The sequence below is a fragment of the Plastoroseomonas hellenica genome (genome assembly GCF_018129085.1).
GTDB classification, from domain to species: Bacteria; Pseudomonadota; Alphaproteobacteria; order Acetobacterales; family Acetobacteraceae; genus Plastoroseomonas; species Plastoroseomonas hellenica.
Map to the genome: position 1 here is coordinate 91,153 of NZ_JAAGBB010000012.1, position 19,820 is coordinate 110,972.

The following is a 19,820-nucleotide window of genomic DNA, read 5'->3' on the forward strand; positions in this document are numbered from 1 at the left end:
CGCGCGGCCGGATGCGCGCGCACGCCAGTGTGCTTGCCGGTTTTCCATCGCTCCCCGGTGCAGTAGCGTGCCGCGCAACCGACCGGGAGGACACCACCAGGATGCGTCACCTCATCGCCGCCGCCTTCGCGCTGCTTGCCTGCAGCGCGCAGGCCCAGACCATCCAGATGATCGTGCCCTATCCGCCGGGCGGGAACACCGACCTGATGGCCCGCGCCCTGCAGGCCGAGCTGTCGCGCGCCCTCGGCCAGACGGTCGTCGTGGTCAATCGCGGCGGCGCGGCCGGCACGATCGGCGATGCGGAGCTGGCGCGCGCCCGGCCGGACGGGTTCACCATCGGCATGTCGCCGAACAATCCGCTCACCGCGCAGCCGCATCTGCAGCAGCTTGCCTACAGCCTCGACAGCTTCCGCTTCTTATGCCTGGTCTATGACAACCCGCAGGTGCTGGTCGGCAGCCGCAACATGCCCTTCCGGGACCTGGCCGGCATGGTCGCCCATGGTCGCATGGCGCGGGAGACGCTGATCTTCGGCACCCCGGGCCAGGGCAGCACGCAGCACATCCTGCTGGCCGGGCTGCTGAAGGCCGCCGGCGTGGAAGGGCTGCATGTGCCCTACACCGGCGCCGGACCGATGGCGCAGGCGGCACTCGGCGGGCAGATCCATGTCTTCGTGGAGAGCGCGTCCATCCCTGCCTCCACCGGGCTGCCGGTGCTGGCGGTGATCGGGCGGGAGCGCATCGCCTCCCTGCCCAACGTGCCGTCGACGAGCGAGCTCGGCTACGAGGTGGAGGGGACTTCGGCAGGCGGCCTGATCGCGCCCGCCGGCATTCCCGATGCGGCGGCGCAGGCGATTGAGCGTGCCTGCGGCAACGCGGTCGCGAGCGAAGGCTTCCGCACTGCGGCGGAGCGGCTGAACTCGGTGCCGCGCTACCTGCCGGGCGCCGCGTTCCGCGCCCGCTTCCAGGCGGAGAGCGACGCCAACCGCACGGTGCTGCGCAGCCTCGGCCTGGCGCGGGAGTAGAGCAGATCGCTGGAGGGCGGAATCGCCCGGAAGCGTGAATCTGCTCGCTAAGACAAAGCTGCGGCGCGCGCTACCGCCGCGCGCACGCGGAAGCTATAGGGGGAGCCATGCCGACCATCGACGCGCTCGCGCCGTTCTACCCCTGGACCAAGGCGCTGCACCTGATCGCGGTCTTCGCCTGGATGGCCGGGCAGTTCTATCTGCCGCGCCTTTATGTCTACCACATGCAGGTGACGCCGGGTTCCGCGACATCCGACCTCTTCGTGGTGATGGAGCGGCGGCTGCTGCGCGCCATCATGAACCCGGCGATGATCGGGGCCTGGATCCTGGGCGTGACGCTGATCCTGACACCCGGTGTCGTCGACTGGCATGCCGGCTGGTGGCACATGAAATTCGCCGGCGTCATCGCGATGAGCGGCCTCCACGGCCATCTCTCGGCAGCGCGGAAACGCTTCGCCGCCGGCGAGCGTCCGAGGACCGAACGCTATTGGCGCGCGATCAACGAAGTGCCGACGCTGCTGCTGATCATCATCGTGGTGATGGTGATCGTGAAGCCGTTTTAGCCGGCCTCAATCGCCGGCGCGATTTTTCATCGCCTCAATCGCCGGCGGCCGCATCCGCGGCCTTGGCTTCCGCGCTGTCAGGGCGCGCCGACGCCGACTGATGGTCGCGCGCGGGCCGCATTCGCGGCCTCGACCTGCATCGGCTGACGCCTCGCAGTCCGGCCTTTCCGGCGGCGGCCTGCGGCCGCAGGCCGCCATCAGTTTCTGCGGGGCGAGCGCAGCGATGCCCCGGGGCCGCGAAGCGGCCCCGCGCGCGACCGACCGCTGCCGCCAGTGCGCCCTGACAGCGCGGTAGCCGAGCGCGCGGATGCGCGCGCCGGCGCTTGAGGTCGAGAAAGCCGACGGCCTTCGGCCGTCGGCATCAAGCCTGCGGCGTTTACGCCGCTGCCTGAGGAACGAGGACGGCGTCGACGACCTGGATCACGCCATTGCGGCACAGCAGGTCGGGGCGGGTGATGGAGCCCGAGGCACCGGAGGGTGCGCCACCGGCCACCGCCGCCTGGATGCGGGGCTGCTGCGGCGTGCCGCCGACGACCCGCACTTCGATGCCGCCCAGCATGCGGATGCGGCCGTTGCGCGCCTGGATGTCGTTGCGGCGCAGCCGGCCCTGAGCGATCAGGTTGCGCAGCGCGTCGGGGTTCGCGTCCTTCAGCGCCTGCGGGGCCTGAGCCCAGGCGGCATTGGTCGGCGCGATCAGCGTGAAGGGGCCGTCGCCCTCCAGCAGCCGGTCGAGGTTCGCGCGCCGCAGGGCATTGCGGAACTCGGTCAGGTCCGGCTGGGCGCCGAGCACCGTCAGCAACGGGTAGGAGCCGTCGGCCCGGATCTGCTCCGTGGCGCAGCCGGCAAGGAAAGCGGCCGCGCCGCCGGTGATGAGCGCGAAGCGTCGGGTAAGCAGCACGGGCGATCTCTCCCGAGAGTGGAATAGGGTTGGGGTCCCCGGCGACCGGGGAGGCCCTGGGCCAGCCTTGTCCACCGGCCGGCGCCGTGCCGCAAGGGCTGAAGAGGGCCTTGGGCCTATAACTTCACCGCGTGCCGCTCCTGCAGCAACACGCCTTGTTTCAACAGGTTGCGCGAATACGCTCAAGAACCGGAAGAAGATAGGTACGCAGTGCTGGCCAATTCTCGCTCATCGGGAAATGCCCGAGGCCCGGCATGATCACCGCTTCCGCCCCGGGAATGGCCGCGGCGGTTGCCTGCGTATCCTCCGGCCGGCAGGAATAATCGTAGTCGCCGGTCAGCAGATGCACCGGGCAGCGCCCGGTATCGATGCGGGCGAGCTTGGGGCGGAGGTCCCCTTCCCCCTTGTAGAAATGCAGGTCGCCGCGGAACACGCCGGGCCCGCCTTGGCGATAATGCCAGAGGGTCTCGGCACGGCCGGCCTCCGGCGCCGTCGGGCCGACCAGGCCGGAGACGATCGCCGCGCAGACCTCCCCGCCATGCACCTCCGGATGGTGGAGCCAGGCGGTGTCGTAATAGGGGGCGACGAAGGCGCTGGATTGCAGGCCGATCACGGCGCGCAGCGAGTCCGCATGCTCGGCTGCCAGATCAAGCACGATGCGCCCGCCGATCGAGCAGCCCATCACCACCGGCCGGTCCAGCCGCAGCGCGGTGGCGACCGCCATGACCATGCCGGTATAGGCGCTGGTGGTCAGCCGGTATTCGCCAAGGAGGAAGCCCTCGGGTGGGGAGGATTTGCCATGCCAGGGCATGTCGAAGGCGATGCAGCGGAAATGCCGCGTCACCTCCGCATCGTTCATCAGGTCGCGCCATTGCCGGCCGTCGCTGCCAGCGGTGTGCAGCAGGATCAGCGGAATGCCTTCCCCCGCTTCCTCGACATAGAGGCGGTGCGGCGCGCCCTGCAGCATCAGATGCAGGTAGCGGCCGGCGATCGGCTCGAAGAAGGGCTCCGCGACCGGCGTGGGCGGCGGCGCGGCGCTTGGCGGCAAGGCCGGGCGCAGCAGCGCGAAGAGCGCCTTGAACCAGCCGAGATGCGCCATGAAGGGATGCAGGTTCCCTTCCGCGCGCAGCCCGCCCTGGCGCAGCAGCGCCATCAGGTCGTGCCAGCCTGGCTGTGGCGCGGCGCTGATGAAGCGCGACCAGGCCGCCGCATCGGCGATCAGCGCGAAATCGTAGCGCGGCATCAGCACCGATGCAGGCTCGGCCGAGAGCAGCACGCCGTCGCGGATGCAGAGGAGATGCGCCTCCGTCCCGATGCGCAGCAGGGCATCCGCGGTGGGTCCGGGCCGCCGCGCCAGGGAAGGCGCATCCGCGGCGCGTGCCGGCAAGGTGGCGATCGCGCTCATCGCCGGGCTGGGGTGCCGCCGCCCCCCTCCATCGGCCGGAAGGCCAGGGCCGCACCGCGGCTGATGGTCATGGCACCCTCCCCTGGCCTATTTCGCCGCGAAAACGCTACGCCTGGGCAGGCCCGCCCGCAATCGGCGCGGCGCCCCTCGCCCTGGCGCCCGTTCGGGCTACATTGCGCGGGACGCTGTCGCAGGACCGATCAACCCGTGGTGCATCTGACCTCGCCCGCCTTCAAGACCAATGCCGCGCGCGCCATGCGCGACCCCGGGCTGCAGAAGGCGCTCGGCACCGCCAAGGGCGCCTTCCTGCAGCGCCGCGCCGCCGCCGTCGCCGCCCTGCCGGAGTTCGAGGCGCTGCGCGACATCGGCCGCGAGATCAAGAACCACACTCTGGCGCATCTCGACTTCTACCTCGAGACCTTCGCCGCCAATGTGGAACGCGTCGGCGGCAAGGTGCATTGGTGCAGCACCGCCGAGGAGGCCCGCGCCACCGTCCTGAAGATCTGCCAGGACGAGGGTGCGAAGACCGTCACCAAGGGCAAGTCGATGATCTCCGAGGAACTCGGCATCAACGACCACCTGGAGGCGCATGGCATCCAGCCGGTCGAGACCGACCTCGGCGAATACATCCTGCAGCTCCGACGGGAGCATCCGTCGCACATCATCGCCCCGGCCTTCCACCTGAACCGCGAGGATTGGGAGGCGGATTTCCGCCGCATGCACACCGACCTGCCGCCGGACCGCGTCTTCGCCGAGCGGCGCGACATCCTGGCCGAGGCGCGGACGCGGCTGCGCGAGAAGTTCCTGGCGGCCGATGTCGGCATCACCGGCGCGAATTTCCTGATCGCCGAAACCGGCAGCAGCGTCATCGTCACTAACGAAGGCAATGGCGACCTGACCCAGACCCTGCCGCGCGTGCATATCGCGCTGGCCTCGATCGAGAAGGTGGTGCCGACGCTGGAGGATTGCTGTTCGCTGCTGCGCCTGCTGGCGCGCAGCGCGACCGGCCAGGATTTCTCGGTCTACACCACCTTCTCGACCGGGCCGAAGCGCGCGCCCGACCTCGACGGGCCCGAGGCCTATCACGTCGTGCTGCTCGACAACGGGCGCAGCAACATGATGGGCACCGAGTTCCAGGAGATGCTGCGCTGCATCCGCTGCGCCGCCTGCATGAACCACTGCCCGGTCTATGGCGCGGTCGGCGGGCATGCCTATGGCTGGGTCTATCCGGGGCCGATGGGCAGCGTGCTGACGCCTTCCCTCGTCGGTGTCGAGAAGACCGGGCATTTGCCCAATGCCTCGACCTTCTGCGGCAAGTGTGAGAGCGTCTGCCCGGTGAAGATCCCGCTGCCGAAGATGATGCGGCACTGGCGGGAGCGGGAGTTCGAGCGCCACCTGACGCCGGCTTCGATGCGCCGCGGCCTCGGCCTCTGGGCCTGGTTCGCGCAGCGGCCGGCACTCTATCGGGCGGTGACACGCTTCGGCATCGGCGCGGTTGCGCTGCTCGGGCGCGGCAGGGGCAGCTTCCGTTCGCTGCCGCTGGCCGGCGGCTGGACCGAAGGGCGCGACCTGCCGGTGCCGGAGGGCGGCACCTTCATGGCACGCTACAAGGCGCAGCAGCGGAAGGCGGCGCGCTGATGTCGAAGGACGCCATCCTCTCCGCCATCCGGCGCGGCCTGAAGCGCGGGCCCTTGCCGGAGGACCAGCAGGCGATGCTGCGCGCCCGCATGGCGGCGCATCCGCGGCACCTGATCCCCGCACGTTCCCGCGTGGCGCGCCCGGCGCAGGTCGCGCTCTTCGTCGGCAATGTCGAGAAGGAGTTCGGCACGGTGGAGCGCGTGGCCGATGCGGCCGAAATCCCCGCCGCCATCGCCCAGTATCTCGCGGGGCAGAACCTGCCCCCCCGCTTCGTCATGGCGCCGCATCCGGAGCTGCAGGCGCTGCCCTGGGGCCGCGCGCCGATGCTGGCGCATGAGGCACGGCGGGCCCAGGCGAGCGACCTGGTGTCCGTGCAGCACGGCTTCGCCGGCGTCGCCGAGACCGGCACGCTGATGCTGCCTTCCGACCCCGCCCGGCCGACCACCTTGAACATCCTGGCCGATACCGAGATCGTGGTGCTGCGCAGCTCCGCCATCGTCGGCGCCTATGAGGAGGCCTGGGACAGGCTGCGCACCGCCGGCAAGCTTGGTGACCCACACGCCTCCGGCGTGATGCCGCGCAACGTCATGTTCGTCACCGGCCCATCCCGCAGCGCGGACATCGAGCAGACGCTGGAACTCGGCGCGCATGGGCCACGACGCCTGCACATCGTCCTGTTGGATGACGACCCCGAAGCGCGCTGAGATGCCGAGCCGCCGCAGGCCGCGTGGCCTGACGGAGGAGGATCGGGCCGTCTGGGCCGCCTACGCCGCGCGCGTGGCGCCGCTGAAGGGCCGCGCCATGCCCGTATTGCCGGCGATCACCGTGACGCCGCCGCCCACGCCCCCCGCGGCCCAGCAGACGTCCGCACGGCCGTCCGCCAAGCTGCCGCCCACGCCGATCGCCGTCGGTACCCCGCCGGCCGGGCTGGACGCCAAGCGCTGGACAGCGCTCCGGCGCGGCAAGCTGCGGCCGGAGCGCACGCTCGACCTGCATGGAAAGCGCGCGCAGGAGGCGCATGGCGCGGTGCGCGGCTTCCTCACGGAGGCGATCGCGGATGGGCTGCGCTGCGTCGCCATCGTCACCGGCAAGGGCAGCACCGCGGAAGGCGGCGTGCTGCGGCGGGAATTGCCGCACTGGTTGAACGCGCCCGATCTGCGCGGCCTGCTGCTGGGTGCGGCGCATCCGCACAGGGCCAATGCCGGGTCCGTGCATCTGCTGCTGCGGCGAATGCGCACATGAGACCCGGTGGAGAAAGCCTTGGCTTTCGGAGGCGGGTCCCTGCGCGCAGGGTTTGTGTGGCGGCTGCGCGCCAGACCAAGACTCATACCGGCCGCCCGAGGCGGCCGGTATGACCCCCTTCGGCGCCCGGCTGCGCGTACTCCGAGAGAAGCGCGGCACCACGCTGGCGGAGCTGGCGACCGCCCTGCAGGTCTCCCCCGCCTACCTCTCGGCGCTGGAGCACGGCAAGCGCGGGCGGCCCTCAGCCGGGCTGGTGCATCAGGTGAATGAGTTCTTCGGCCTGATCTGGGATGATGCCGAGGAGATGGCGCGGCTCGCGCGCCTCTCGCGCCCGCGCGTCACGCTCGACACCTCCGGCCTGTCGCCGGACGCGACCGAATTCGCCAACCGGCTCGCGCTGCGCATCCGCACGCTGAAGCCGGACACGATCGCGCGGCTCTCCGCCGCGCTGGAGGACAAGCCATGAGTTTCCGCGTCCTGCTCGCCCATACCGAGGAGATGTTCGCCGGCTACTACGGGGAGCGCGCGCTGGCGGAACTCTCCCGCCACGCCACGGTAATACGCAACACCACTGGCGCGGTGCTGGCCGGGCGCGCGCTGGCGGAAGCGGCGGCAGGATGCGATGCCATCATCGCCGATCGCGCGACGCCGGGCCTCGCCCAAACCTTCGCGGAGGCATCCGGGCTGCTGTCCTTCCATCGCTGCGCGGTCGATATCAGCACCATCGACATCCCCGCGGCCTCCGCCGCCGGCGTACTGGTGACACGCGCGACGCCGGGCTTCGTCGACGCGGTGGCGGAGCTCGGCATCGGGCTGATCCTCGATCTGGCGCGCGGCATCACCGACGCGGCCCTGGCCTATCGTGGCGGCGCCACGCCGGAAGGGCGGATGGGCCTGCAGCTCTCCCGCGCCGTGCTCGGCATCGTCGGCCACGGCCGGATCGGACGCCGGCTGGAGGAGATCGCACGCGCCATGGGCATGCGCGTGCTGGTGAACGATCCCGCCGAGCGGGACAGCCTCTCCCTGCCTGCCTTGCTGGCACAGAGCGACATCGTGGTCTGCCTCGCCCCGGCGATTCCGGAGACCGAGAACCTGTTCGACGCGCGGGCCTTCGCCGCCATGAAGCGTGGCGGCTATTTCGTGAACCTCGCGCGCGGCCAGCTCGTGAATGACGAGGCGCTGGAAGCAGCGCTGGAAACGCGGCACCTCGCGGGCGCCGCGCTGGATGTCGGGCGCGCGCAGGATCAGCGGCCGGCGCTTCGGCTCGCGCAGCGGCCCGACGTGATCGCGACGCCGCATATCGCCGGGCTGACCCGGGAAGCGGCGGAGCACCAGGCGATGGACACCGCGCAGCAGGTCGCCGCACTCGCCGCCGGGCGCTGGCCGGACGGCGCCGTGAACCCGGAAGCGGCACGTCGGCTGGCAGCGAAGGGCATTCGGCCATGAGGTTCCGCTACACGCTTTGCAACGAGGTCGTGGGCGCCCTGCCCTTCGCGAACCAATGCGCGCTGGCGGCCGGCCTCGGCTATGAAGGGCTGGAGGTCGCGCCCTTCACCCTCGACGACGAGGCGCCGCACCTTCTGCCCACCAGCTTGCGTAGCGGCATGCGCGCGGCGGCCCGGGAGGAAGGGATCGAGATCACCGGGCTGCACTGGCTGCTGCTGGCGCCGAAGGGGCTGTCCATCACCAGCGCCGACGCGGCGGTCCGCCGCCGCACGCTCGACTTCATCCAGCGCATCATCGCCCTCTGCGCCGATCTCGGCGGCCGCTACCTGGTGCATGGCTCGCCCTACCAGCGCGTCGTCGCCGCCGACGGCGACGCGGGGCGTGCGGAGGAGGCGATGGCATGGGCAGGCGAATGGGCCGCCGGAGCCGGGGTGACCTATTGCCTGGAGCCACTCGCCGCCGAGCAGACCAATTGGGCGACTACCGTCGCGGAGGCTGCGGCGATCACATCGCGCATCGGCAACCCGCATCTGCGCACCATGATCGACACCTGCGCCGCCGGCCTCGGCGAGAGCGAGAGCGTCGCAGCGCTGATCGAGCGTTGGATGCCGCAAGGCGTGCTGGCGCATGTGCACCTCAACGATCGCAACCGCCGCGCCCCCGGCCAGGGCGAAGACCGCTTCGCACCCATCCTGCGCGCGCTTGACGCGACCGGGTACCAGGGTCTCTGCGGGCTGGAGCCTTTCGAGTACCTGCCGGACGGTGCGACCAGCGCGGCCCGCGCCATCGGCTATCTGCGCGGCATCGAGGAGGCGATGGAATGATGCCGCCGATCCCTGATCGGCGGCATCGGCGCGCAGGGTTGGCGTGGCGGCTGCGCGCGAAACAAAGACTCATGCCGAGTCAGCCGATAGGCTGGCCGGCATGACCCGCTTCCGCATCCTGGAGACAGAGGCCTTCGAATGGCCCTTCACGCTGCGGATGCCCTTCCGCTTCGGCGTCATCACCGTGACGGAGGGGCGCCAAGCCGTGCTGCGCGTGCGCATCCGCACCGCGGATGGGCGTGAGGGCTGGGGCGTCGCCGCCGAAAGCCTCGCCGCCAAGTGGTTCGACAAGGATCCGGCGCTGAGCGACGCGCAGAATGTCGAGCAGCTTCGGCGTGCCTTGGAACTTGCCTGCGCCGCTTCGCTGGCGGCGGAGGAGAACACCGCCTTCGGCCATTGGGCGGATCGCTACGCGCCGCATGTCGCGGCCTGTTCGGCGGAGGCCTTGAACCCGCTCATCGCCAGCTTCGGCGCCTCGCTCCTCGATCGTGCCGCCTTGGATGCGCTGCTGCGCATTGAGGGTCTGTCCTTCGCCGAGGGCATGCGCGCCAATCTCGGGGCCATGGCGCCGCATGCGGTGGCACCAGACCTGGCGGGGTTCGACTTCGATGCCCTGCTGGCGCGCATCCACCCGTCACGTCGCATCGCCGCGCGACATACGGTCGGCCTGGTCGATCCGATCGTCGCGGCCGATCAGTCGACGCGCGTCGATGACGGCCTGCCGGAGACGCTGGAGGAGGTGGTGGCCAGCTATCGTCATGGCTGGTGGAAGCTGAAGGTCGCGGGTGACATCGCCGCCGATGTCGACCGGCTCTGCCGGATCGCCTCCGTGCTCGACCGGCTGCATGGCTATCACGCGAGCCTCGATGGCAATGAGCAATACGCGGATGCCGAAGGCGCGCTGGCGCTCTGGCGCGCCATGGAAGCCGAACCGCGCCTCGCGCGTCTTCGCGCTTCGATCCTCCATATCGAGCAGCCGGTGAAGCGGGCCCGGGCGCTGGAGACGGGGATGTCGGCACTCGCCGCCGCGCGCCCGGTCATCATCGACGAGAGCGACGGCGACCTCGGCGCCTTCGTCGCGGCCAAGGCGCTCGGCTATGCGGGTGTGTCCAGCAAGGCCTGCAAGGGGATCTGGCGGAGCTTCGTCAACCATGCGCGCTGCGCTGCCTGGAACGCGGATGGCGGGCGCTTCTTCTTGAGCGGGGAGGATCTGACGACCCTCGCCGGCCTCTCGGTGCAGCAGGACCTGGCCCTGGTCGCCGCACTCGGCCTCACGCATGTCGAGCGCAACGGGCATCATTTCGTGGACGGCTTCAACGGCCGCCCGATGATGGAAGCGGCGCGATTCCAGGCCGCACATCCGGATCTTTACGGTCCCGGCAGTCGGCTCACGATCCGCGAAGGCATGCTGGAGATCGGCAGCGTGGTCGATGCGCCGGGGATCGGCGCCGCCGCGCTGCCGGACTTCGTTGCGATGGAGGTCATGCCGCGCGCTATCTGGACCGATTTCGCTCCGCGTCGCTCCGCGGCACCGGTCCAGCCTTCGGCTTGAGAAGCGGCTTCACGCCTCCGGACGATGTGCCCTGCGGCGATCCGCTCCTGCACCACGATTGAACTGCATCGGCCAGAGCCGGTAGCATGCTGCTCCGCAGCGGAGCTTGTGCATGAGCCGATCCTTCATCGCTGCCGTCACCGCGCTCGCACTGCTCGCCGGCTGCACCGGAACCGCGGCGCCGGAGAGCGCGGAGACGTCGGCATCCCAACCCTCGCCGATCGACGAAGCCGGCCCGACCGCGCAGCGGCGGCTCACTGCCGCCGCGCACGCGATCTTCGTCGATGTCTGCGTGCGCTACCTCGGCCGGGCGGAGCCGCTGCGCCGCCGCGCGGAGGAGCGTAACCTGGTGCTGATCCGGGACGATATCCGTCCCCGGAACGCACCCGAGGAGACGGTCCGGCTCTATGGCATCCGCGCCCCGGATGGTGGCGTCGTGATCGGCATGATGGTCAACGCGCCGGCCGATAGCTGCGCCGTCGCGATGACGCAGCCGGAGATGGGGCTCGCGCTGGCGCTGGCGTCCCAGATGGCGCTGGTGTGGACGCGCGGCGGATCCCGCGTGACGCCGGTGGCGCCGCCGGGCCGGCCGGATATCGGCGCGCGCATCTTCTTCCGCGTGCAATCGACCGGCGCCGCCGCGCGCCGCCCGGCACCCGACTGGATCTTTGGCGTCACGATGGCGACCGACGGCAGCGGGCTGTTCCAGGCCATCCTGGCGCCACGCACGCGACCCGGCGCGCCGGAGGAGCCGGATGACGCGCCGCCGCCGTCGGTGGTGCCGCACGGCATCCTGCGCAGCGCGTCTATCGTTCCACCGGCCGCGGCCGCCTCGGCCAAGGTGGCAGGGGAGGATTGAACGCCGCCCGCGGGGACGCCCCAGGGGTCATTCCACGCGAATGCGTGCTTCTCGCAGTCATTCCACGCGAATGCGTGCTTCTCGCACGACGCGGCCCCATTTCTCGGTCTCGCTGCGCAGGAAGGCCGCCAGTTCCTCGACCGAGGACGACTGGCCGTCGACCCCGGCATTGGCCATGCGCTGCTGTGCCGCGGGATCGGCGATGGCGGCGCGCACCGACTGGTTCAGCCGCGCGATGGCGGCCGGCGGCGTGCCGCCGGTAGTCATCACGCAGCCCCAGCTCGTCGCGGTGGCGCCGGGCCAGCCGGCTTCCGTCACCGTCTCGACCTGCGGCAGCAGCGGATGGCGCTGCGGGCCGGTCACGGCGAGCGCGCGGATCTGGCCCGCGGCGATATTGCCGGTGGTCGCTGCGATCTGCACCAGCATCATCTCGATATTGCCGGAGACGAGATCGTTCATCGCGGCCCCCGAACCGCGATAGGGCACGTGCACGACGTCGATGCCGGCCTGGATCTTGAACAGCTCCGCCGCCGTGTGGGTGGAGGCGCCATGGCCCGAGGAGCCGAAGGAGAAGGCACCCGGCCGCTGCTTCGCGAGGTCCACGAATTCCCGCAGCGTGCGCACCGGCAGGCGGTTGGTGACCACGATCACCATGTCGCTGGTATAGGCCATCGAGACCGGGGCGAAGTCGCGCACCGGGTCGAAGGGCATCGAGGCATAGATGTGCTGGTTGGTGGTCAGCAGCCCGGTGGTGCCCATCAGCAGGGTATGGCCATCGGCTGGCGCCTTGGCGACCAGGTCGCCGCCGATATTGCCGCCGGAGCCACCGCGGTTCTCGACCACCACCGTCTGGCCGAGATTCTCCGTCATGCGCTCGGCGACGATGCGTGCCGCGATGTCGGTGCTGCCCCCCGCGACATAGGGCACCACGAAGCGCAGTGGGCGGGAGGCGCTCCAGCCGGACTGGGCCCGCGCAACAAAGGGCGCGAACAGGCCGGCGGCAATCAGGGGGCGACGACGGATCATGTATCCTCCGAAGGTATTTGCCCCGAGCGTCGCAGGGCATGGTTACCCTCAGCTTACCGTGATCCGGGCTTCCCTGACGACCCGTCCCCATTTCTCCGTCTCCGCCGCGATGAAGGCCGCGAACGCCTCCGGCGTGGAATGCGCGGGGTCGGCGCCGGCGGCTGCCATGCGGCTGCGCACCGGTCCATGCGTCGTGGCGTCACGCACTGCCGCGTTCAGCCGCGCCACGATCGGCGCCGGCGCATTGGCCGGCATCATGATCCCGCCCCAGCTCGAGCATTGCGCCCCTGGCAGGCCGGCTTCCGCGACCGTCGGCACCTCGGGCAACAGGGCATGGCGCGTGGCGCCGGTGACCGCCAGCGCGCGGATGCGGCCGTCCCGGATCTGGCCGATCGAGCCGGAGATCTGGTCCACCATCACATGCACATTGCCGGCCACCATGTCGTTCAGCGCCTGACCGCTGCCGCGATAGGGGACGTGCAGCATCTCGATCCGCGCGGCCAGGCGGAACAGCTCGGTCGCCACATGCGTCGTGGTGCCGGCGCCGGAGGATGCATAGGAGAGTGAATCCGGCCGCGCCTTGGCCGCCGCCACCAGCTCCGGCAGCGTACGCGCCGGGTGGCTGTTGGTGACGCTGATGACGAGGTCGGAGGCGAAGGCGAGCGAGACCGGGGTCAGGTCGCGCTGCGGATTGAACGGCATGTTGGCGTAGAGATGCGGTGCGATGGTGGTGGTGCCGGTCGCCGCCATCACGATCGCATGGCCATCGGCTGGGCTGCGCACCACATTCTCGGTGCCGATGAAGCCGGAGGAGCCGGTGCGGTTCTCGACCACCACCGGCTGACCAAGGGTTTCCGTCATCCGCTCCGCGATGATGCGCGCGGCGACGTCGGTGCTGCCACCGGCGGCAAAGGGCACCACAAGGCGGATCGGGCGGGTCGGACCCCAGGCCTGGGCGCGCGCGGCGAAGGGCGCCAGCACAGCGGCGGCGAGCAAAGGGCGGCGAAGCATTGTGATGACATTCCTCCTGGCCGTCCCAGGATGACATCGTCGCAATGCTCCGGCCAGACCCAGGCCCTTCGCGGATGTAAAGGACGCCGGGACGAGTACCGTCCCGACGGCGGCGCGAAAGGCAGGCCCCAAGCGGCGTCAGTTGATGGTGATGCGCGCGTCCCGGACCACCCGCGCCCAGCGCTCATTCTCGCGGCCCATGCGGGCGACGAGCTCCTCCGGGGTCGAGGCGGCGGCGTCCGCACCGGCCGCGGCCATGCGCTCACGCACCGCGGGCTGCGCCGCGGCTTCGCGCAGCACGGCGTTGATGCGCGCGATCGCCGGCGCCGGCGTACCGGCGGGGGCCAGCACCGCGCCCCAGCTCGTGGATTCCGCGGCAGGCAGGCCGATCTCGGCGACCGTCGGCACATCGGGCAGCAGCGCGGCGCGGCGCGGGCCGGTGACAGCCAGCGCCCTGACACGGCCGCCCTGAATCTGGCCGATGGCCGACGGGAGCTGGTCCAGCATGAACTGCACGGTGCCTGCGACGGTGTCGTTCAGCGCCGGCGCGCTGCCGCGATAGGGGACATGCAGCACCTGGATATCGGCGGCCAGGCGGAACAGCTCCGCCACCATGTGGGTGGAGGAGCCGGAGCCGGCGGAGCCATAGGTCAGCCGCCCCGGCTGCGCGCGGGCCAGGGCCAGGAACTCCTGCGCGGTCTGCGCCTGCACCCCGGGGTTCACGATCAGCACGTGATCGGTGGTGAAGGCCATGGAGATCGGTGCCAGGTCGCGCGCCGGATCGAAGCCAAGATTGGCGTAGAGATGCGGGTTGATGGTGAGCGTGCCGGTGGTGCCCATGACCAGGGTGTGGCCGTCGGCGGGGCTGCGGGCCGCATTCTCCATGCCGAGATTGCCGCCGGAGCCGGTGCGGTTCTCCACCACCACGGGCTGGCCCAGCGCTTCCTGCAGCCGCTCGCCGAGGATGCGGGCCGCGACATCGGTGCCGCCGCCGGCGGGGAAAGGCACGACGAAGCGGATCGGGCGCGAGGGCGCCCAGGACTGCGCGCGCGCGACCGCCGGTGCGGCGAGCATCGCGGCGAGAAGGGTGCGTCGATTCATTGAATTATCCTCCCGGGGTATCTCAGCAGAAGCGCGCGTGGCGGTCCTTCATGATCTGCAACACGGTGTCGGGGTCTTCGGCCCACCAGCGCCGCGACAGCAGCTCGATCTCGGTGAAGCCGCGATAGCCGGCGCCTTCCGCCATGGCGCGCAGCGCGGGGATGTCGATCACGCCATCACCGGGCATGCCGCGGTCGAAGACGAGGTCAGTCGTCGGTACCAGCCAGTCGCAGGCGTGGAAGCCGGCGATACGGGTGCCGGCACGCGCCATCTGGTGCGCGACATCCGGGTCCCACCACACGTGATAGACATCGACCGCGACGCCGGTGCCGGCACCGAGCGCGTCGCAGAGATCGAGCGCCTGGCCGAGCGTCGAGAGCACGGAGCGGTCCGCGCAGGTCATCGGGTGCAGCGGCTCCAGCGCGATGGTGACGCCCGCGTCGCGCGCCTCCGGCAGGATGGCGGCCAGACCGTCGCGCACCATGGCACGCGCGCCGGGCAGATCCTTCGATCCCGGCGGCAAGCCGCCACAGACCATCACCAGGCACTGCGCGCCGAGCGCATGCGCTTCCGCGATGGCGCGGCGGTTGTCCTCGATCGCCGCCGCCCGGCCGGCGGCATCGGGTGCCGGAAACATGCCACCGCGGCAGAGGCCGGTGACGGTGAGGCCGGCGTCGCGGATCTGCTTCGCCGCCGCCTGCAGCCCCATCGCCTGCAGCACGTCACGCCAGGGCGAGATGCCGGGGATGCCGTGCCGCGCGCAGCCTTCGATGCATTGCGCGAGGCCCCATGTCTCCTTCACCGTAACGGTGTTGAGGGAAAGCGCGTTGGTCATCACGCGATTCCGTGGATGGCGAGAAGCTGCTTCATGCGCGCCACGGCCAGGTCCGGGTCCCGCAGCAGGCCGGCCGTATCGGCCAGGCGGAACAGCTCCGAGAAATGCCGGATGCTGCGGGTCGATTGCTGACCGCCAACCATGACGAAATGATCCTGGTGTCCGTTCAGCCAGGCCATGAAGACGACGCCCGTCTTGTAGAAGCGGGTCGGCGCCTTGAAGATATGGCGGCTCAGCGGCACCGTCGGCGCCAGGATGTCATGGAAGGTGCTGAGGTCGTTGCGCGACAGCGCCGCCAGCGCGCCGCCGACCGCGGGCGCGATCGGATCGAAGATGCCGAGAAGCGCGTCGGAATAGCCCTGTTCGTCGCCCGCGATCAGCTCCGCGTAGTTGAAGTCGTCGCCGGTGTACATGCGCACGCCCTTCGGCAGACGGCGGCGCATCAGGATTTCCTTGCGGTCGTCGAGCAGCGAGATCTTCACGCCGTCGACCTTCCCCGCATGGGCATGGATGACCTCGAGCGCGGTCTCCATCGCGACCATGTGGTCGTGATTGCCCCAATAGCCTTCGAGGGCGGGATCGAACATCTCGCCGAGCCAGTGGATGATCACCGGCTGCTTCACCTGCGACAGCACGCGGTCATAGACGCGCACATAATCCTGCGGGCCGCGCGCCGCCTTGGCGAGCGCGCGCGACGCCATCAGGATGATGCGGCCGCCCATCGCCTCGACCGCTTCGCACTGCTCCTCATAGGCGCGGATCACGTCGTCGACACTGACATCCGGGCCGGGCGCCAGGTGGTCGGTGCCGGCGCCGCTCGCGATCGCGGCCCCCGGGATGTCGCGCGCCGCTTCGAGCGACAGGCGGATGAGCTGCTGCGCCGCCGCCCAGTCAAGGCCCATGCCGCGCTGCGCGGTATCCATCGCTTCCGCCACACCAAGCCCGAGCGACCAGAGGTGCTTCCGGAACGCGATGGTGCGGTCCCAGTCGATCTTCGCGTCCAGCCAGGGATCCTGCTCGGCGCGGGGATCGGCCACCACATGCGCGGCGGCCAGCGCGACGCGGGGAAAGGGCGGCGTCGCCCGCGCGAAGTCACGCGGCGGACTGGTGGTGAAGAGCGCCAGCGCGCCATTCGTGTCCGGCAGGGTCAGCGTCGGCATGATCTCACACCTCCAGCTTCGGCAGGTCGATCCAGCGGCGCTCCGCCCAGGATTGCAGCCCGGCTTCGGCGAGCTGCACGCCCTTGGCGCCGGCCAGCAGGTCCCAGGGGAAGCTCGCGGTCTCGCCGGCGATATACTTCAGGAACATCTCCCACTGTACGCGGAAGCCGTTCGGATAGGGCTGGGTGTCCGGCACTTCCTGCCAGCCCGCATAGAAATCGATGGTCTGCGGCACGTCCGGATTCCAGACCGGCTTCGGCGTGTTCACCCGCGACTGCGTCCAGCACTTGGTCAGACCGGCGATGGCGCTGCCATGGGTGCCGTCGACCTGGAAGGTCACGAGATCGTCGCGCCTGACGCGCGTCACCCAGCTTGAGTTGATGTGCGCGATAACGCCGCCCGCGAGCTGGAAGGTCGCGTAGGCCGCATCGTCGGCATCCGCCTTGTAGGGCTTGCCGTCTTCCCCGATGCGCTCCGGGATGTGCACGGCGCCGAGGCAGGAGACGCTTTCGACCTCCCCGAACAGGTTGTCGAGCACGTAGCGCCAGTGGCAGAGCATATCGAGGATGATGCCGCCGCCTTCAGCCTTCTTATAGTTCCAGGACGGGCGCTGCGCCGGCTGCAGATCGCCCTCGAAGACCCAGTAGCCGAACTCGCCCTTCACCGAGCAGATGCGGCCGAGCGCACCGCTGTCGAGCACCATCTTCAGCTTGCGTAGCCCCGGCAGGAACAGCTTGTCCTGCACCACGCCGTGCTTGATGCCGGCCTGCTTGGCGAGGCGCGCGACGTCCAGCGCATCCTCCAGACGGTCGGCGGTCGGCTTCTCGCAATAGATGTGCTTGCCGGCGGCGATCGCACGGCGGAGCAAAGCCGCGCGCATCTGGGTGGTCGCTGCGTCGAAGAAGAGGATGTCGTCCTTGTTCGCGAGCGCGGCGTCGAGATCCGTCGTCACCCGCTCGATCCCGTAAGCGCGGGCCAGCGCCTGCACCTTCTCCTGGTTGCGGCCGACCAGGATCGGGTCGGGCATGATCCGGTCCCCATTCGCCAGCAGCACGCCGCCATCAGCGCGGATCGCGGCGATGGAGCGGATCAGGTGCTGGTTCATCCCCATCCGGCCGGTGATGCCGTTCATGATGAGGCCGATGCGGCGTTCCGCCATGGCTCCGTTCCCTCTAGTGCGGTTGGTAACTGGTCAGTTACTTAAGACCGGAAGCCCACCCGGAGTCAAGCCGGTCGCAGGAAGCTCAGCACGACATCGACGCAATGCGCCTCCCGCGCGTCCAGCGCCGCCTCGGTGTCGAGGCCGGCGCCGAAGATGGTCGAGAGCGTGTGCCGGTTCGCGATGAAGAAATGCCCGAGCGCCACGATCGTCACATAGAGTTGCAGCGGATCGACGCCGGTGCGGAACACGCCCGCCACTTCCCCCCGCGCCAGCACGCCGCGCAGCGCGTCGAGCAACGGCGAATAGAGCGCCTGCACCTGCTGCGAGCGTTGCAGATAGGCGGCACGGTGGATGTTCTCCTGGTTCAGCAGCGCCACGAATTCCGGATGCGCGGCCGTATAGCGGAGGTTGAAGCGCACGAGCCGCGCCATGGCCTCGGGGGGCGCCAGCGCATCGGTCTCGATCGCGCGCTCCTCTTCCCGCTTGGCGGCATAGGCGCGTTCCAGCACCGTCAGCCAGAGCTCCTCCTTGGAGCCGAAATAGGCGTAGAGCATGCGCTTGTTGGCGCCGGCGCGCGCCGCGATCTCATCCACCCGGGCGCCGGCCAGGCCATTGGCCGCGAACTCCGCCAGCGCCGCGTCGAGGATCCGCGCCTGTGTCGCCGCGGCGCGATCACCGCGCCTGACCTTCTCCGCCACGCCTTGCCCCCCTCACGAAACGGGGCACATTCTGCGGGCAACCGCAGCGGGAGGACAGAGACTTGGCCGAAGCACCCTGGCAGCAGAGCGCGCGCTACCCCGACCCAAGCATCGTGGCGCTGGATCCCTCCTTCAAACGCTACCATCTGGCGCTATCAGCGGTGGAACGGCTCTGGACCGGCTCGCGCTGGGGCGAAGGCCCGGTCTGGTTCGGCGATGGCCGCTTCCTGTTGTGGTCGGATATTCCGAACAACCGCGTGCTGAAATGGGAGGAGGAGACCGGCGCCGTCTCCATCTTCCAGAAGCCCTCGAACAACGCCAATGGCCATACCCGCGACCGGCAGGGCCGGCTGATCGCCTGCGAGCATTTCGGCCGCCGCGTGGTGCGCTTCGAGTATGACGGCGCCACCACCGTGCTGGCCGACAGCTTTAAGGGCAAGCGGCTCAACAGCCCGAACGACGTGGTGGTGAAGAGCGACGGCTCGATCTGGTTCACCGATCCGCCCTTCGGCATCATGGGCTTCTACGAAGGCGAACGGGTCGTACCGGAGCTGCCGCACACCAACGCCTACCGCATCGATGGGCAGAGCGGCGAGATCACCCTGGTCGCCGACGACATCGACCACCCGAACGGCCTCGCCTTCAGCCCGGACGAGAGCATCCTCTACGTCATCGAAAGCCGCGGCGAGCCGCGCAACATCCTGGCCTACGACCTAGCGCCGGACGGCAAAACGCTGCGCAACCGCCGGATCTTCATCGCGACGCAAACCGGCGAGACACCGGATGGCTTCCGTGTGGATACCGACGGCAATCTCTGGTGCGGCTGGGGCATGACGCCGGCCTTCGACGGCGTCCGCGTCTACAACAGCAGCGGCGCCCCGATCGGGCATATCCACCTGCCGGAACGCTGCGCGAATCTCTGCTTCGGCGGACGACAGCGCAACCGGCTGTTCATGTCGGCGGCGCAGTCGCTGTTCTCGCTCTACGTGAACACCCAGGGCGCCGCGGGCGGATGACCCGGGCCGGGGTGACGCAGCCGGCTCAACCCCCCAGCCAGACGACATGGCCACGCAGGGCCGGCGGATCTTCCCGCGTCCAGCCCTGTCGCGCGGCATAGGCTTGCATCGCATCGAAGCCGGCGCGCCATTCGGCGGAGCCGTCGCGCCCGGCAGCGCGCAGGAGCCAGTCGACGGCGACCCAGGCATGGTCGGGACCGGAGAAATCCACCACACCGCCGAGCTCCGTGGCCAGCCCGGGAAGCTGGTCCGGACTGGCGGCAGCGACCACGCGGAAGCGGCGGAGGTCGTCCGGCTCGACCAAGACTGGTGCCTGTCCCTGCGCCACATGCACTTCCATCGCGCCCTCCCGAGGTCCGAAG

General features: G+C 70.1%; 21 protein-coding genes. 11 read left to right on the forward strand and 10 right to left on the reverse strand.

Annotated elements, in window-relative coordinates; genetic code table 11:
- Positions 1–101 precede the first annotated feature (101 nt).
- Together GXW71_RS11840 and hemJ are read left to right on the forward strand one after the other, a co-directional pair.
- Positions 102–1,022, forward strand: coding sequence for a tripartite tricarboxylate transporter substrate binding protein (locus GXW71_RS11840; protein WP_211852710.1), 921 nt, complete (start codon positions 102–104; stop codon positions 1,020–1,022).
- Between the two features lie 107 nt (positions 1,023–1,129).
- Positions 1,130–1,585: a protoporphyrinogen oxidase HemJ gene (gene hemJ / locus GXW71_RS11845; protein WP_211852711.1), complete on the forward strand. Its 456-nt coding sequence runs from the start codon at positions 1,130–1,132 to the stop codon at positions 1,583–1,585.
- Between the two features lie 376 nt (positions 1,586–1,961).
- Here hemJ and GXW71_RS11850 read toward each other — a convergent pair whose 3' ends face one another.
- A complete protein-coding gene (locus GXW71_RS11850) occupies positions 1,962–2,483 on the reverse strand; it encodes a fasciclin domain-containing protein (RefSeq protein WP_211852712.1) in 522 nt (173 codons plus the stop codon).
- A gap of 160 nt (positions 2,484–2,643) precedes the next feature.
- On the reverse strand, positions 2,644–3,888 hold the full coding sequence (locus GXW71_RS11855; RefSeq protein ID WP_211852713.1) for an alpha/beta fold hydrolase: 1,245 nt from the start codon (positions 3,886–3,888) through the stop codon (positions 2,644–2,646).
- Positions 3,889–4,095: 207 nt separating this feature from the next.
- On the opposite strand from GXW71_RS11855, the gene GXW71_RS11860 reads away from it, so the two are divergent.
- From GXW71_RS11860 to GXW71_RS11895, 8 genes are all read left to right on the forward strand, one after another.
- Positions 4,096–5,526, forward strand: a complete 1,431-nt coding sequence (locus GXW71_RS11860; RefSeq protein WP_456315987.1) for a LutB/LldF family L-lactate oxidation iron-sulfur protein — start codon at positions 4,096–4,098, stop codon at positions 5,524–5,526.
- Positions 5,526–6,230 carry a LutC/YkgG family protein gene (locus GXW71_RS11865; protein ID WP_211852714.1) on the forward strand — a complete coding sequence of 235 codons (705 nt, stop codon included), beginning with the start codon at positions 5,526–5,528 and terminating at the stop codon, positions 6,228–6,230. Before GXW71_RS11860 ends, GXW71_RS11865 begins: the two co-directional genes overlap by 1 nt.
- Before the next feature lies 1 nt (position 6,231).
- A complete protein-coding gene (locus tag GXW71_RS11870) occupies positions 6,232–6,768 on the forward strand; it encodes a Smr/MutS family protein (RefSeq protein ID WP_211852715.1) in 537 nt (178 codons plus the stop codon).
- Between the two features lie 109 nt (positions 6,769–6,877).
- Complete coding sequence (locus GXW71_RS11875) at positions 6,878–7,234, forward strand: helix-turn-helix domain-containing protein (protein ID WP_211852716.1); 357 nt, start codon at positions 6,878–6,880, stop codon at positions 7,232–7,234.
- Positions 7,231–8,214, forward strand: a complete 984-nt coding sequence (locus GXW71_RS11880) for an NAD(P)-dependent oxidoreductase (RefSeq protein ID WP_211852717.1) — start codon at positions 7,231–7,233, stop codon at positions 8,212–8,214. Before GXW71_RS11875 ends, GXW71_RS11880 begins: the two co-directional genes overlap by 4 nt.
- A complete protein-coding gene (locus GXW71_RS11885; protein ID WP_211852718.1) occupies positions 8,211–9,038 on the forward strand; it encodes a sugar phosphate isomerase/epimerase family protein in 828 nt (275 codons plus the stop codon). The genes GXW71_RS11880 and GXW71_RS11885 overlap by 4 nt, the downstream gene beginning before the upstream one ends.
- A 100-nt stretch (positions 9,039–9,138) precedes the next feature.
- Entirely contained in the window at positions 9,139–10,590 is a 1,452-nt protein-coding gene (locus GXW71_RS11890; protein ID WP_211852719.1) for an enolase-like domain-containing protein, read from the forward strand.
- 112 nt (positions 10,591–10,702) lie between these two features.
- Positions 10,703–11,449: a hypothetical protein gene (locus tag GXW71_RS11895; RefSeq protein WP_211852720.1), complete on the forward strand. Its 747-nt coding sequence runs from the start codon at positions 10,703–10,705 to the stop codon at positions 11,447–11,449.
- A gap of 57 nt (positions 11,450–11,506) precedes the next feature.
- On the opposite strand, the gene GXW71_RS11900 is transcribed toward GXW71_RS11895, so the two are convergent.
- From GXW71_RS11900 to GXW71_RS35440, 7 genes are all read right to left on the reverse strand, one after another.
- On the reverse strand, positions 11,507–12,475 hold the full coding sequence (locus GXW71_RS11900) for a Bug family tripartite tricarboxylate transporter substrate binding protein (protein WP_211852721.1): 969 nt from the start codon (positions 12,473–12,475) through the stop codon (positions 11,507–11,509).
- 48 nt (positions 12,476–12,523) lie between these two features.
- On the reverse strand, positions 12,524–13,486 hold the full coding sequence (locus GXW71_RS11905; RefSeq protein ID WP_211852722.1) for a Bug family tripartite tricarboxylate transporter substrate binding protein: 963 nt from the start codon (positions 13,484–13,486) through the stop codon (positions 12,524–12,526).
- A gap of 138 nt (positions 13,487–13,624) precedes the next feature.
- Entirely contained in the window at positions 13,625–14,587 is a 963-nt protein-coding gene (locus GXW71_RS11910; protein WP_211852723.1) for a Bug family tripartite tricarboxylate transporter substrate binding protein, read from the reverse strand.
- Positions 14,588–14,609: 22 nt separating this feature from the next.
- Positions 14,610–15,422, reverse strand: coding sequence for a sugar phosphate isomerase/epimerase family protein (locus GXW71_RS11915; RefSeq protein WP_211852724.1), 813 nt, complete (start codon positions 15,420–15,422; stop codon positions 14,610–14,612).
- Positions 15,422–16,582: a dihydrodipicolinate synthase family protein gene (locus tag GXW71_RS11920; RefSeq protein WP_211852725.1), complete on the reverse strand. Its 1,161-nt coding sequence runs from the start codon at positions 16,580–16,582 to the stop codon at positions 15,422–15,424. Before GXW71_RS11920 ends, GXW71_RS11915 begins: the two co-directional genes overlap by 1 nt.
- A gap of 4 nt (positions 16,583–16,586) precedes the next feature.
- The gene (locus GXW71_RS11925) at positions 16,587–17,741 is read right to left on the reverse strand and encodes a Gfo/Idh/MocA family protein (protein WP_211852726.1); all 1,155 of its coding nucleotides are present in this window, start codon (positions 17,739–17,741) and stop codon (positions 16,587–16,589) included.
- A gap of 65 nt (positions 17,742–17,806) precedes the next feature.
- Positions 17,807–18,442 (reverse strand): TetR family transcriptional regulator, encoded by a 636-nt coding sequence (locus GXW71_RS35440; RefSeq protein WP_211852727.1) that lies wholly within the window; start codon positions 18,440–18,442, stop codon positions 17,807–17,809.
- A 62-nt stretch (positions 18,443–18,504) separates the two neighbouring features.
- Here GXW71_RS35440 and GXW71_RS11935 point away from each other — a divergent pair, with 62 nt between their 5' ends.
- Positions 18,505–19,458, forward strand: a complete 954-nt coding sequence (locus tag GXW71_RS11935) for an SMP-30/gluconolactonase/LRE family protein (protein WP_211852728.1) — start codon at positions 18,505–18,507, stop codon at positions 19,456–19,458.
- 25 nt (positions 19,459–19,483) lie between these two features.
- On the opposite strand, the gene GXW71_RS11940 is transcribed toward GXW71_RS11935, so the two are convergent.
- Complete coding sequence (locus GXW71_RS11940; protein ID WP_211852729.1) at positions 19,484–19,798, reverse strand: hypothetical protein; 315 nt, start codon at positions 19,796–19,798, stop codon at positions 19,484–19,486.
- Positions 19,799–19,820 lie beyond the last annotated feature (22 nt).